Origin of the sequence: Desulfurella amilsii, assembly GCF_002119425.1 — a bacterium.
In the GTDB taxonomy this organism is placed as follows: Bacteria; Campylobacterota_A; Desulfurellia; order Desulfurellales; family Desulfurellaceae; genus Desulfurella; species Desulfurella amilsii.
The window spans coordinates 1,228,590-1,242,630 of record NZ_MDSU01000018.1 but is presented as its reverse complement, the minus strand read 5'-3'; the positions used below and the strand labels follow the sequence as shown (position 1 = coordinate 1,242,630).

Below are 14,041 nucleotides of genomic sequence, written 5' to 3'. Positions count from 1 at the left end.
CTAATGTCTCCTTTAAAAGTTCTAATTTGCATTATACATAAAAACTACTTATATTACAATAGTAAAATTTTTTAAAGGAGGCTTTTATGAGACGCAGTAAAGTTACTGTTATTGGAGCAGGAAATGTTGGTGCAACTGCAGCACATTGGGCAGCAATTGAAGGTTTAGGTGATATCGTGTTGCTTGATGTTTTAGAAGGAATACCGCAGGGTAAGGCGCTTGACCAATCGCAATTTAGGCCTATTTCTGGTCTGTCATGCAGCATTATTGGTACAAACGATTACAAAGATACAGCGGATTCAGATGTTATCATTATTACATCAGGTATTGCTAGAAAGCCTGGTATGTCAAGGGATGATTTACTTGCAACAAATGTAAAAATAGTCAAAGAAGTAACAGAAAAAGCGCTAGAGTACTCAAAAAACGCTTATGTTGTTGTCGTTACAAACCCAATTGACGCTATGGTTTATACATCATACAAAGTATCTGGCTTGCCAAAAAATAAAGTGGTTGGCATGGCAGGTGTATTGGATTCAGCAAGGTATAAATCCTTTCTAGCAGATGCCATAGGCGTTTCTCCAAAAGATGTAAACGCTATCGTTATGGGTATACATGGTGACTATATGCTGCCTTTGGTAAGGCTTGCAAATGTATGCGGCGTGCCAGTTACAGAACTATTACCAAAAGATCAAATTGATGCAATTGTAAAAAGAACACAAAACGGTGGAGCAGAAATTGTAGCTCATTTAAAAACTGGCTCTGCATATTACACACCAGCAGCAGCAGCAGTTGAGATGGCAAAAGCGATTATCTTCGATGAAAAAAGAGTATTGCCATGTGCATCTTACCTGGAAGGTGAATTTGGCATTTCTGGATATTTCCTTGGAGTACCAGTTGTGCTAGGTAAAAATGGCGTAGAAAAAATCTTGCAATTTAAACTAACTAATGAAGAACAATCCTTAATTAAATTATCGGTAGAAAAGGTAAAAGAGCAGGTAGATTCTGTAAATAAAATTCTGGGTTGGTAGAAGGGGTTTTTATTCCCCTTTCACCTTTCTAATAAGGAGAACTAGATGAAAATTTTAGTAACAGAGCATGTAGCGCAAGAAGGTTTGGATTATATCAGAAAGAACAACATTGAAATTGAAGGAAAAATGAATCTAACCCCACAGGAATTAGCGCAAATAATAGGTAATTATGATGCTGTCATAACAAGAAGTGGCACGCGAATTACTAAAGAAACACTTACGAACCCAGGAAAGTTAAAAGTAATAGGTAGGGCCGGAGTAGGTGTTGATAGTATCGATATTGCCGAAGCTAGTAAAAAAGGTATTATTGTTATAAATGCGCCAGGCGCCAATACTATTGCAGCAGCAGAGCTTACTACTGGTATGATGCTAAATGCACTGAGAAAACTTCCTACAGCCCACTACAGCTTAAAATATGAGCGTAAATGGGATAGAAAAAAGTTTATGGGTGTTGAGTTATCCGGCAAAACACTAGGTATTGTAGGTCTTGGTCATGTGGGAAGCGAAGTGGCAAAACGTGCAAAAGCCTTTGGCGCAAAATGTCTTGCATATGACCCATACATAAAAAAAACCAAAGCGCTGGATTTAGGTGTAGAACTTGTTGAACAATTTGATGAAATATTAGAAAGATCAGATATAATTACTTTCCATACACCACTTACAAAAGAAACAAAAAACATGATGACAAAAAAAGAAATAGACAAAGCAAAAGATGGCGTTATTTTAATCAACTGCGCCCGTGGTGGTATAATTAACGAAAAAGACCTCTACGAGAGCATAAAATCAGGCAAAGTAGCCGCATGCGGTATTGACACATTTGAAAAAGAACCAGCAACAGACAATCCGCTTCTAGATTTAGACAATGTTTTTGTAACACCACATATTGGTGCAAATAGTAACGAGTCTCAAATAAATGTTTCTTTAATCCTAGCTCAACAAATTGTAAATGCCCTACTTGGAAGGCCTTATCAAAATGCAATCAATATACCATTCATTAAGGATAAAATGTCAAAAGAACACAGGCTATATTTCGACTTGGCAGAAAAGATGGGTAGTTTAGCTGCTCAGCTAACAGAAGGCAGGCCCAGCCAAATTGATATTGTAATGGTGGGTACACGTTTTGAAGAGGATGTTGTAGAAAAAGCCTTCGACGTACCTTTTAATTATCAACCATTCACAATTGCAGCGTTAAAAGGCTTCTTAGAATTTAGCATGAGCGATAGTGTTTCTTATATGAATGCACCTTATGTGGCAAAAGAACTCGATATAATAGTTTCTGAAGCAAAAGCAAAAAACTATGAAAATTACAATAATCTTTTGTTAATGAAAATTGCAACAGATAAACAAACTAAAATAATCGGCTCTACGTTGTTTGAAGATGGCACTCAAAAAATTGTGCTTGTTGACGAATTTAGGACAGATATTGCGCCAAAAGGCATATACCTCTATGTTATAAACAAAGATAAACCCGGTACAATAGGTAAAATTGGCACCATATTGGGTAATTTAAATATTAACATAGCAGGTTTTCATCTATCAAGACAAAAAAGTGGTTTTGCAATGTCTTTTGTAGAGCTTGATACACAGCCTTCACAAGAAGCGATTAATTTACTGAAAAAAATTGAGGACATTGAACTTATAAAAGCTATTGTGTTTAATTAGGAGTACCTATGTATTTTGTTGAAAAAGAAGAAGAAATAGCTGGCAAAAAGGTATTCTACATTAAACAACCCGTGGGCGAAAAAGATATTATTTTCATGCATGGCAAAAGCTATACAGCAAACGATTGGCTAAAACTAAACGATACGCTTATTGGGTTATATAATCTAAAATATCGTTTTTATGCTTTTGATTTTCCTGGTTTTGGTAAATCAAAGCCAAACGATATTGAGCCTGTGGATTTTATCCAAGCTTTTATAGAATATAAAAAATTAGACAACTTTGTACTGTTTGGCGCTTCAATGAGCGGGGGTTTTGCGCTTAAATATGCGCATGCTCACCCTAAACAGGTTAGAGCTATCGTTGCTGCAGCTCCTGCCTGGATCGAAAAGGAAATTGAATCATTTAAAAATTTAAATATCCCAACTTTGTTGCTGTGGGGAGCAAATGACAATAAAGTCAATCCCAAAATCGGTACACGGCTAAAGGAAGTTATGCCAAATGCTACATTACACACATTTAGGGGATTGTCACACCCATTTTACTTTGAAAATGAAGTTTTATTTGACCAATATTTTTTTGATTTTTTAAAGTCTATAGATGAAAAGTAACGTGCTATTTTCTCATTATAGCATAGGCAATAAAATATTCAAAAATCGCTTGATTATGCTGCCTACTGTGACAAACTACGCTAATCCAGATGGTAGCATAACCCAAAAAAATCTTGATTATTATTCTCTAAGAAAAAATTTGTCTGCAATTATTGTAGAAGCTGCATATACTCATACGTTGGGTAAATCTTTCACACATCAAATTGGCATAGATAGCAATGATAAAATTGAAGGCTTAACCCAGCTAAGTTATGTCATTCACAATAACAATACCTATGCTGGCGTGCAGCTTGCTATGAATATAAAATCAAAAACAATCAACAATCTAACACAAACAGAAATAGAATATATAAAAAATAGCTTTATTGAAGCTGCAGTGCGCGCAAAAGAAGCAAATTTTGATATTATAGAAGTCCATTGTGCGCACGGGTGGTTACTTGGGCAATTTTTAAGTAGTTATTTTAATTACAGAAGCGATTTATTTGGTGGGCATTTGCAAAACCGTATGAGATTGCCTTTAGAAATCATTAAAACTATAAGAGACATCCTAAAGGATCAAATCTTGAGTGTGCGCATAAATGCAGTTGATTTCATAGAAAACGGAACTGAAATGGATGAATCAATTGTATTTAGCAATAGACTTAAAGAGATTGGCGTTGACTTAATTAACGTATCTGCAGGAATTGGCGCAAAAACATTCATACATGTTTCACCGGGAAGCTACCCAAATGGATTTTTACTAGATTATGCTCACAAAATTAAGATTAGTACGAATTTGCCTACAGTCGCTGCCAATCGCCTAAATGATTTTGATTTAGCAAGTGCTGCAATAGAGCAATCAAAAGCAGATTTTATAGGCCTTGCAAGAGCTCTTATTGCTGATCCAAACATTATTACTAAGTGGCAAAACACTCAATTTGAAGCTGTGGTCCCTTGTATTAGTTGCAATCAAGCCTGCATTGCAAATATACAGGCCCAAAAGCAAATGTCTTGCTTAATGAACCCAAAACCCTACGAAACTAATACTTTTGAGCGACCATTTATGTACAGAAGAAAAATAATGATTATAGGTGCTGGACCAGCTGGTTTGGCACTTGCAGTATTCGCACGCCAAAAAGGTTTAGACTGCGTTATTTTTGAAAAACAAGCAAAAATTGGCGGACAGATAAATCTGGCTATAAAGCCGCCCCACAAGCAAGAATTTAAAAAAATGCTCAATTACTTTGAATACAAAATTAAAAATTTAAAAATACCGCTTTTTACCAATGTAGAAGTTAACATCGACCTTATAAAAAGCGAAAAACCAGATGTGGTGGCTTTTGCACTGGGATCTAATCCTTATATACCAGACTTTGCCTTAGGTAATGAATTTGTCACTACAGCAGACGAAGCATTGGAGTTTGGACTTCCTTTTGATGCAAGATCTGTGTGTGTTCTTGGTGGGGGGCTAAGTGGCCTTGAAACAGCCAATTTTTTAGCACACAAAGGCTTGAGTGTAAGTGTTTTCGAGCTAGAAGACAGTTTGCTTAAAAATACTATGGATGTTGTAAAAATTCCCATAATAGAATCAATGTACTCTAACATAAAATTCTTTTTAAGCCATAAATTGATAAATATAAAAAATAATACAGCGTATTTTCAAACCAATAATGGACCTAGTGAGCACTCTTTTGATTATATAGTTCTTTCGCTTGGCAGAAAACCAAACAGAGAGTTAATCAACCAGATTAATTTTTGTATTGATACGATAGACATAGGTGATTGCAAAAACCCACAAGACGCCCAAGCAGCAATTAGTGATGCCTACAATGCAGCACAAATACTCTAATTTAATACTCAAAAACTTTTCTTATACCAATAGAAATTAAAATTATACTTATGCTTACAATAATAAATACAGTTAATGAAACAAATAAGCTTGCAAAGATTAAGTATCCCAAAATTAAGATTCTTCTAATATTTTTTAGATCTTCATCATTCAACAACAATTTTACTATTAAACTAACAATTATATATATGATGGTTTCTACAATAATACTTTCTACATTAACATTAAACATTGAGTTTTACCTTCTTTGAACATTATAAATTTTTAAATTTTATTTTTCAATCTTTAATTTTTTATGATATAATTATTTAAAAATAGTAGGCAAGGGGTAGATTAATGTTTAAGGTTTTTGCTACACGAAACATACCAAAAGAAGGCTTAGAGTTGTTAAAGCCAAGATGCGAAATAGAAGTAAACGAGTCAGGCAGATCTTTAACAAAACAAGAATTGCTTGAAAAAATAAAGGACAAAGATGCCTGCATTACACAATTAACGGACAAGGTTGATAAAAACTTTTTTGAAGCGGGCCAAAATCTAAAAATCGTGGCAAATTATGCAGTAGGCTTTGACAATATAGATTTAAACGAAGCCACCAAACGCTCAATTTTTGTAACAAACACACCCGATGTTCTAACTCAAGCTACAGCGGAATTAGCATGGGCGCTGTTGTTTGCCTGCTCAAGAAAAATTGTAGAAGCGGATAAATTCACAAGAGCAGGTCTTTACAAAGGCTGGGATTTGTATTTATTTTTAGGCCTTGATATAAGCAACAAAACGCTTGGTATAATCGGTGCTGGTAGGATCGGCCAAGCATTTGCAAAAATGTCAAAAGGCTTTAAAATTAATATTTTATACACCGCAAACTCTAAAAAAAGCGATTTTGAAGAGCAGACTGGCGCAAAATTTGTAGATTTAAACACACTGCTTAAAGAATCTGACTTTGTATCTATACATGCACCGCTAACACCCCATACCTACCACTTGATAGGTAAAAATGAACTTAGCTTAATGAAAAAAACAGCTGTTTTGATTAATACTTCGCGAGGCGCAGTAATTGACGAACAGGCTTTAATAGAGAGTTTAGAAAATAAACAAATCTATGCAGCAGGCCTTGATGTGTACGAAAGAGAACCTATAATCGAAAAAGGTCTAAAAGAACTAGATAATGTAATTCTGTTGCCTCATATTGGTAGCGCAACTTATAAAACAAGGATTGATATGTCAATTTTGGCCGTCCAAAACATTCTAGACTACCTAGATGGAAGAATCCCGCGCACACTTGTCAATAAAGACATATTAAAAAGCTAAATGGAAGAACTTAAAGAAAAGGCTATTTTAGTCAGCGTTATTTTAACTAATAAAGATAAGCAAACCATTGAGGAGCTAAGCGAGCTTGCAAAAACTGCTGGCGCAGGAGTGGTTGGTATGCTTACACAAAAAAGAAAAAGCATAGATAAAACTTACTATTTTGGCAAGGGTAAACTGGAAGAACTAAAAAAGCTTATTGAAGAAAAAGGGGCAAACCTCGTTATCTTCGATAATGAATTATCTGGCAGTCAGCTAAGAAACATAGAAAAAATACTCGATACAAAGGTAATAGACAGAACAAACCTTATTTTAGATATCTTTGCAAAAAGGGCAAAAACAAAAGAAGGCATCCTACAGGTAAAACTTGCCCAGTATAAATACTCGCTTGCTAGACTAAGAGGCTTGGGCATATCTTTGTCTAGGCTGGGCGGTGGTATAGGCACAAGAGGGCCTGGCGAAACTCAGTTAGAAACAGATATAAGGCACATAAGACGATCGATTGTTTATATAGAAAAACAAATTGAACAAATAAAAAAACACAGGAGCCTATACAGAAAAAGAAGGCAAAAAAACCTAGTACCCATTGTTGCAATTGTCGGCTATACTAATGCTGGCAAATCAACACTCATTAATGCACTCACAGATGCAAATACATACACAGAAGACAAATTATTTGCTACACTTGATCCGCTAGCACGAAAATTACGCTTGTCTGATAACAAAAATATCATACTAATTGACACAGTAGGTTTTATAAGAAACCTACCCCACCAGCTTATTGAGGCTTTTAAATCAACACTTGAAGAAATAAAATTTGCCGATGTAATATTAAATGCTGTGGATATAAGCCAAAGCAATTATGAAGAAAAAATTAAAGTTACAGAAAAAATTCTATCCGAACTGGATTACCTTAATAAACCCATTATTACTGTTTACAATAAGTCAGATTTGCTTGATATATTGCCAAAAAATACAGAAAACGAAATATATATATCCGCAAAGAACAAAACCAACCTGGCCAGTTTAATAGCTGCAATTCAAAGTATGCTTAAACAATCATGCGATTAATTATAGTATTTTCATCCTAATCTTTGCAAAGTATACATTTATTTGCTTATCTGCAAAATACATTAGCACAACATCGGTTTCTGGGGTCGAATTGCCCAATTTTGCTCCATCTGAGACAATAAAATTATCACCTTCGTTTAAAGATGGCAGAATAGTTTTGCCTAAATCGCGATTTTTCCAGCTTACATAGCCTTTTTCGCTTTCATAAAAATATTCTAAATCATCAAACCCACTTTGTTTTGCAAAACCATCTATAGTGGCTTTTTGTATTAACTTTTCGCTTTCATCATCTGCTACTATATATGCAACATTTTTTGGCATAATACCCCCCCCATTTACAATAGTTTGATAACATCAGTTTCTTCATTTATTAAAATCTCAGATAAATTTGGCGAGCTTTTGTATCGCTCAATCATTTTCTTTTTGGCTTCACTTTTATTTTCTGCCTTTATTATGTTTGTCGTAGCAACCTTTTTTTCGTCCCTATAGATAAGCAAAGCCAAAACTTTATATGTATGCACTCTTTACTCCTTTCGTACAATTTCCGTTTAATTATACTTATTTATAAAGTCTAAGTCAAATAAATTAACCTTAAAAACACGCCTAACTTAAGAGCTGTAAAGTTTGAGTTTTTTAGACGATTTAAACTTATTTTAGTGGTTTATAACTCTTCTTTTGAAAAGTATATTCATAACTTACGTGACTTTTGTAATTTCCACTCAATACAGCAACTGTATCCTCAATAAACACCCTTTCTTCGTCTGTTGGTATAACAAAAACTTTTACTTTAGAGTAATCTTTAGTGATTGTCATCTCACCAGTGCTGGAGTTTGCTTTTAAGTTCTTTTCTTTGTCCAATATTATACCTAAATTTTCTAACTTTCTTAACACCATATATCTCAAAAGGGGCGAATTTTCTCCAACGCCAGCAGTAAAAACAATCGCATCTAAATAACCATTTAGCGCAAAAAAATAAGAACCCAGATACTTTCTAATTTCGTATGCTTCAATTTGCAAGGCAAGCATACAACGCGGATCCCCTTCTTCGGCTTTTTTAAATATTGAGAGATGTTCGTGCTCGATATCACCAATTAAGTTTTCGTAGTCATATTCATCTATATTGTTGATGTCTACTTTAGCGCTATTTATTATATCTCTTCTATCATAGTATTTGCCTGTTATGCCTAACAAACCAGATTGCTTATTCAAAATATCCATCATTTGAGCTGGGCTTAGTTTTAACTTTTCCTGCATATACAAGGGTATTGCAGGATCAATGTCGCCACAGCGTGTGCCCATAACAGCACCTTGCAAAGGGGTAAAGCCCATAGATGTATCAATGCTAGCACCAGATTTTATTGCGCTAAACGATACGCCGTTTCCAATATGCAGCGTTATTAAATTGGTGTCCTTTATATGCTTATCAAGCATTACAGCAGCTCTGCGCGATACATACAAATGGCTCGAACCGTGAAAACCGTATCGCCTTATGCCGTATTTTTCATACCATTCAAATGGCAGCGCGTAAACATAAGCATAATCTGGTATTGTGGAGTGAAAAGCGGTATCAAAAATCGCTATTTGAGGCACATTGGGCAACAACTCTTTTGTTGCTAAAATACCCGCTAGGTTTGGTGGGTTGTGCAGTGGTGCTAAACTTGAAAGTTTTTGAATGGTTGAGATAACCTTGTCATCTATAAGCGTGCTTTTTTTAAATTTCTCACCACCATGCACTACCCTATGGCCAATTGCGTATATCTCGTTTAAATCCTTTAAGCACCCATTCTCACCCACAAGCAAATTAAATACTTCATTTATAGCCTTAGTATGATCTTTAATTTCTTTAGTAAAAACAAGAGGTGATTGGTTTGCGCTATTGTAATGAATAGTAGAATTTATTGTTCCAACACGCTCTACTAAACCTTTAGCTAGAGTTTTCTGTGTAGTCCAATCAAATAAATCAAATTTAACAGAAGAACTGCCGCAATTTAATACCAAAATCTTCATTGGACCACCTTATGACTGAAATGATGATATAGCAGTTAAGTAAACAACATCCATATATTTACACCCACGCGATAAATCATGCATAGGTTTTTTTAAGCCTTGCATAATGGGACCTATAGCTTGGGCTTTTGCAAGGCGCTCCACCAGCTTATAAGCAATATTGCCTGCATTTAAATCTGGAAATATAAGCACATTGGCATGGCCTTTTATAGGACTATTAGGCGCTTTCCTTGCACACACACTTTCTACTAAAGCTGCGTCGGCTTGAAGCTCGCCATCTATCAATATGTCAGAGCGTTTTTGCTTAACAATATCCGTCGCTTCAATGATCTTATCAAGCATTTTGTGTTTTGCGCTTGCCTTAGTAGAAAAAGAAAGCATTGCCACCTTTGGTTCTTTGCCCATTAAATTCTTAAAATTATCAGCTGTAACAATTGCAATGTCTGCAAGCTGGGCACTGTTTGGATCTGGGTTTACACCGCAGTCAGCAAAAAACAAAACGCCGTTTTCTCCAAACTCAGCCGTTGGCACCTCCATCAAAAAAAAGCTGGATAGTAAATTAATATTGTCTTTTAAACCAATTATATATAAAGCAGCTTTTATAACATCCGCAGTATCGTTTACTGCACCACCAATGCACATATCTGCTAAATCCTTTCTAACAAGCAGCGCTCCTATATAGAGAGGGTTTTTTGATAAATTTTGAGCCTCGTTTTCATCTATTCTTTTTTTGCTAGAATTTATGATACTGAAGAGCTCATCGCTGTAATCAAAATCCGATATTTGCACTACCTGGATACCGTCAAGTTCTATATTTAAACTAGCCGCTTTATTTTCTATTATATCTTTTCGGCCAATTAAAATAGGTTTTGCAATGTTTTGCCTGACACAATAGGCTGCTGCTTGAATAAGCCTTTCATCTTCGCCTTCTGGGTAAACTACTCTTTTTGATTTTACCTTACACTTTTGTAAAAAATCATCCAAAATCATCATCCCTCCTATAAAAAATATATAACTTGGTTTGTAAGTTAACACAATATGTGTTTTTTTGTCAAATCTTTTCTTAAAATTTATACTATTAATTAATTATATATGTAATGAAATTTCAATAATAATTCCATGCATTAAAACATTTAATATAGCTAACATATTGACTTTGAAAGTACATATATTTATTATGCTATAATAAAGTAATAAGGAGGTTGCAGATGAAAAAGTTTGGCTTACTGCTATGGGCATTTTTATGGTTTTTTGGTTGCTTTTCTATTGCATTTGCAAAAATTGGTATAGTCACACCTAGTGAGCTTGCTTCGATGATGAAAAGCGATAAAAGCTTAATAATCATCGATGCAAGAGGCCATGGAGCATACATAAGCTCACACATACCAAATGCTATCAACGTCTCTCCAACGGGCAGTTTATTTAGTGGGTACGGACCAAATACTTTTGCAGTTGTAGACTCAAACCCAAAATTACAGAAAGTATTATCTGAAAAAGGCATAAAAGATGATTCTGACTGTGTGGTGTATACGGGTTCATCCACTGCTTTTGGTGTCAAAGGGGGTAATCCTGCTTTTGCTTTAACAAGCGCAACGCGTATTATGGCAGTTTTATATTACGCAGGAGTAAAAAACGTTTATTACTTAAATGGCGGATTTGATAAATGGCTTGACGAGAAAAAACCCGTTCAAGAAGGCGACTTTGCACTTAAAAGCAGTCATTTTGTAATTGCAAGAAACAACCCTTTTGTGTTTGTTAATGAAGATTTTATCAGATGGGCCGTTAATCATGAAAATCAAGTTCAGTTTGTAGATGCAAGGATGCATCCAGAATACACGGGTCAAGTTAGCGATGAAAATTTCGGTGTAGCAAAACGTGGTCACATAAAAGGCGCAAGAGATGTATTTGTAGGCGAATATATGCAGAAAAATGGTAACTACTATATGTTAAAACCAAAGGACCAAATTGAAGCGCTACTTGAAAAAAATGGTATTGACCCAAACAAACCAATAATTTCGTATTGCCATATAGGATACTGGGGTAGTGGTTTGTGGTTTATAGCAAATGCAATTTTAGACAATAAATTAGTATGGGATTATAACGGATCTTTAGTAAAAGCATCAAGAGACAAAGAAATCCCATTCTCTACAGGATCAAATCCATAAAATCTTAAAAAAAATTCTTTTTACAGGGGGGTTTAACCTCCCCTCTGTGCTTTTTCTTTTTAATGGATTTTTATATTTTTTTACATATAATAGAATAGAAAGTTTAGTAGTAGGGGGGTTTATGCGCTTTAGTGTTGATGCAAATATAATAAAAAAAATAATCCCAAATGTATCTGGGGGTTTATCGAAAGACAAGAACTCAATATTAAGCAACTACCATGTAAGCATAACAGATAATGCATTATCTGTTACTTCATCAAACGAGATAGTCCAAATCAACATTACTGCTCCTATAGAAAGTGAGGGTGAATGTGGGTTCTTGGCAAGACCGGACTTATTTGATAGACTAAAGGCGTTAAATGGCGAGATAGTTTTTGAATTAGAAGACAACTTATTAACAATAAGAAATGGATCTTACAAAACAACAGCAAAAATTTTTCAAAGCGAAGGCTATCCTTTAGAATCAATAGATGACTATAAAATCGTTGGGGCTTTTGACTCCGATGATGTATTAGAGCTCTTAAAAACACACATTGCAAGCAGCAAAGAAGATGAGCAGACACGCGAATTCAGCGGCATCTTAATAGAAATTGACCAAAACAAGGTAAACTTTGTCGCTACGAATCGCTCAAGACTCTTTTGGATTAGTAAAGCGCTAGACAATGATATAAACTTTTATTGTATAGTTGAAAAAGAAGGCATACTGCAGCTTAGTCGCATACTAAAATCTAACGGTAAAATAAGCGTTCTATATAAAAGCGAGGGTGATAATGTATCAAAAATCGCCTTCCAAACTGCCAATGCAACAGTTACCTCAAAAGTGATAAACGGGCAATTTCCTCAATACCAAGCAGTTATATTAGAAGATGCTCAGAATGTTTCTTGCATTGTATTTAACAAAGAATCGCTAAAAAACTCTCTGCAAAAAGTGCTAGCGCTTTCTAGCGATGAGCTCTCAGTTTTAGAGTTTAATATTCAAGATAACACAGTTGAGCTAAACGTTACAAACAAAGAAGGCGAAGTGGCAAGCGATATTGTTGAATTTTCAACCGATAAAGATAAAGCTCACATGCCAGTTGCCTTAAATATTAATGGTCGCTATACTGTGGATTTTTTAAACAACATACAGGCAAATGTAGTTTATTTTTATTATAAAGAGCCTATAAAACCACTTGAGTTGAAAGCAACAAGTGACAATCAAATAAGTTATGTGTATGTCATGACACCCATTAGATAACTTATAGCTTATTTAGCCAGAAGCTGAAGTCTCTACCAGGCACAAATATATCAAGACCTATTGAAGGTTCATTTAATACATTTGTAATAATATGCACCTCATTTGGCTCTATGAATACACAATCGTTTTCTGAAAGTACAATTTCGCTGTCTTTATTTTTTACAGACATTTTGCCTTTTAATACAACCAAAGCTTGTGCATTATCGTGTGAGTGCTCTGGTGAAGCATGATGAGGCGGTTTTACAAAATACTCTATCGATATAGAATCCTGATTACAAAGGCTTGTACGCTTCCAATCCTTTTGTGGCTCATAGCTTTGTGCCGATTTGAAAAAAATGGGCTTCATTAATAACCTCCTTTTTTATTTTTTAAAAATATAGACTATTGCAGAAAAAATCAATCTTATTAAGCAACAAGAATCATCTTTTATACCTTCAAAGATAGCGGTGCTTTTTGAATAACTAGAAAAGACTTTGGCGCTTTTACACTTGGCATACTCCCTATGCCTAAAGGCAGGGGATTCTGGTATCAACGGCAGTTGCCTTGCGCAAAGCAGGTCTTATACTGCCTACTCCAAGATAAGATGTCCCTTCTCTTTATGCAAAGCTATGCAGTGGTTATAAATATCTGCGGATATATTTATAAGTCCGTGCAGGCTTTCAAGCCTTTTGGTTTTATATAGTTTATATTTATAAGTTTTAATCACCTTTGCTTCACAATTAACAAAAACAAATATAATGCAATTAAAAACTTATTGCCTTATATCCCCATAGCTATAGGCTTGTGGGCTTTACGGCAATTATCGGTAATAAAGTGATTTAGCGTTTCATTTTACTTTGATTTTACCAAACACGTCTAAAGTGCTTTTCAAGAATTACTTGGAGGTGTTCGATGTTAAAGAAGTTATTAGCTTCATGCGTAGTTGTAGGCTTGATGGTGAGTCCGGTATTGGCTGCAGAAAATGCAAAACCTGCTCCAGCAAAAAATGAAACAAAAGTAGAGAAAAAAGCAGTGGTAAAAAAAGCAGTGGCAAAAAAAGCAGTGGCAAAAAAAGCAGCTCCTAAAAAAGCAGAAACAAAGTAAACTGCAAAGTTAGCAAAAAGGTTAGCTATCTGGCTAGCCTTTTTTAT

15 protein-coding genes are annotated in these 14,041 nt (G+C 35.0%); 9 read left to right on the top strand and 6 right to left on the bottom strand.

What is annotated here, in order from left to right:
• Positions 1–86 precede the first annotated feature (86 nt).
• From mdh to DESAMIL20_RS09915, 4 genes are read left to right on the top strand one after another with little or no spacing between them, the layout of a single operon-like run.
• Entirely contained in the window at positions 87–1,028 is a 942-nt protein-coding gene (mdh, locus tag DESAMIL20_RS09930; RefSeq protein WP_086034693.1) for a malate dehydrogenase, read from the top strand.
• A 45-nt stretch (positions 1,029–1,073) separates the two neighbouring features.
• Positions 1,074–2,690, top strand: coding sequence for a phosphoglycerate dehydrogenase (serA, locus tag DESAMIL20_RS09925; RefSeq protein ID WP_086034692.1), 1,617 nt, complete (start codon positions 1,074–1,076; stop codon positions 2,688–2,690).
• 8 nt (positions 2,691–2,698) lie between these two features.
• Positions 2,699–3,298: an alpha/beta fold hydrolase gene (locus DESAMIL20_RS09920; RefSeq protein WP_086034691.1), complete on the top strand. Its 600-nt coding sequence runs from the start codon at positions 2,699–2,701 to the stop codon at positions 3,296–3,298.
• Entirely contained in the window at positions 3,288–5,126 is a 1,839-nt protein-coding gene (locus tag DESAMIL20_RS09915; RefSeq protein ID WP_086034690.1) for an oxidoreductase, read from the top strand. Before DESAMIL20_RS09920 ends, DESAMIL20_RS09915 begins: the two co-directional genes overlap by 11 nt.
• A 1-nt stretch (position 5,127) precedes the next feature.
• Here DESAMIL20_RS09915 and DESAMIL20_RS09910 read toward each other — a convergent pair whose 3' ends face one another.
• Entirely contained in the window at positions 5,128–5,358 is a 231-nt protein-coding gene (locus DESAMIL20_RS09910) for a hypothetical protein (protein WP_086034689.1), read from the bottom strand.
• 104 nt (positions 5,359–5,462) lie between these two features.
• On the opposite strand from DESAMIL20_RS09910, the gene DESAMIL20_RS09905 reads away from it, so the two are divergent.
• Positions 5,463–6,434, top strand: coding sequence for a 2-hydroxyacid dehydrogenase (locus DESAMIL20_RS09905; protein WP_086034688.1), 972 nt, complete (start codon positions 5,463–5,465; stop codon positions 6,432–6,434).
• Entirely contained in the window at positions 6,435–7,502 is a 1,068-nt protein-coding gene (gene hflX / locus DESAMIL20_RS09900; protein WP_086034687.1) for a GTPase HflX, read from the top strand.
• On the opposite strand, the gene DESAMIL20_RS09895 is transcribed toward hflX, so the two are convergent.
• The 4 genes from DESAMIL20_RS09895 to pta form a co-directional block, all read right to left on the bottom strand.
• On the bottom strand, positions 7,503–7,823 hold the full coding sequence (locus DESAMIL20_RS09895; RefSeq protein ID WP_086034686.1) for a hypothetical protein: 321 nt from the start codon (positions 7,821–7,823) through the stop codon (positions 7,503–7,505).
• Positions 7,824–7,837: 14 nt separating this feature from the next.
• A complete protein-coding gene (locus tag DESAMIL20_RS09890) occupies positions 7,838–8,023 on the bottom strand; it encodes a hypothetical protein (RefSeq protein WP_086034685.1) in 186 nt (61 codons plus the stop codon).
• Positions 8,024–8,150: 127 nt separating this feature from the next.
• Positions 8,151–9,509 carry an acetate kinase gene (locus DESAMIL20_RS09885; protein WP_086034684.1) on the bottom strand — a complete coding sequence of 453 codons (1,359 nt, stop codon included), beginning with the start codon at positions 9,507–9,509 and terminating at the stop codon, positions 8,151–8,153.
• A gap of 9 nt (positions 9,510–9,518) precedes the next feature.
• A complete protein-coding gene (pta, locus tag DESAMIL20_RS09880; RefSeq protein WP_204218600.1) occupies positions 9,519–10,499 on the bottom strand; it encodes a phosphate acetyltransferase in 981 nt (326 codons plus the stop codon).
• A 218-nt stretch (positions 10,500–10,717) separates the two neighbouring features.
• On the opposite strand from pta, the gene DESAMIL20_RS09875 reads away from it, so the two are divergent.
• Entirely contained in the window at positions 10,718–11,674 is a 957-nt protein-coding gene (locus DESAMIL20_RS09875) for a sulfurtransferase (protein ID WP_086034682.1), read from the top strand.
• A 121-nt stretch (positions 11,675–11,795) separates the two neighbouring features.
• Complete coding sequence (dnaN, locus tag DESAMIL20_RS09870) at positions 11,796–12,911, top strand: DNA polymerase III subunit beta (protein ID WP_143340275.1); 1,116 nt, start codon at positions 11,796–11,798, stop codon at positions 12,909–12,911.
• A gap of 1 nt (position 12,912) precedes the next feature.
• On the opposite strand, the gene DESAMIL20_RS09865 is transcribed toward dnaN, so the two are convergent.
• The gene (locus DESAMIL20_RS09865) at positions 12,913–13,257 is read right to left on the bottom strand and encodes a cupin domain-containing protein (protein ID WP_086034680.1); all 345 of its coding nucleotides are present in this window, start codon (positions 13,255–13,257) and stop codon (positions 12,913–12,915) included.
• A gap of 545 nt (positions 13,258–13,802) precedes the next feature.
• Here DESAMIL20_RS09865 and DESAMIL20_RS10615 point away from each other — a divergent pair.
• Positions 13,803–13,994: a hypothetical protein gene (locus DESAMIL20_RS10615; protein WP_086034679.1), complete on the top strand. Its 192-nt coding sequence runs from the start codon at positions 13,803–13,805 to the stop codon at positions 13,992–13,994.
• Positions 13,995–14,041: the final 47 nt, after the last annotated feature.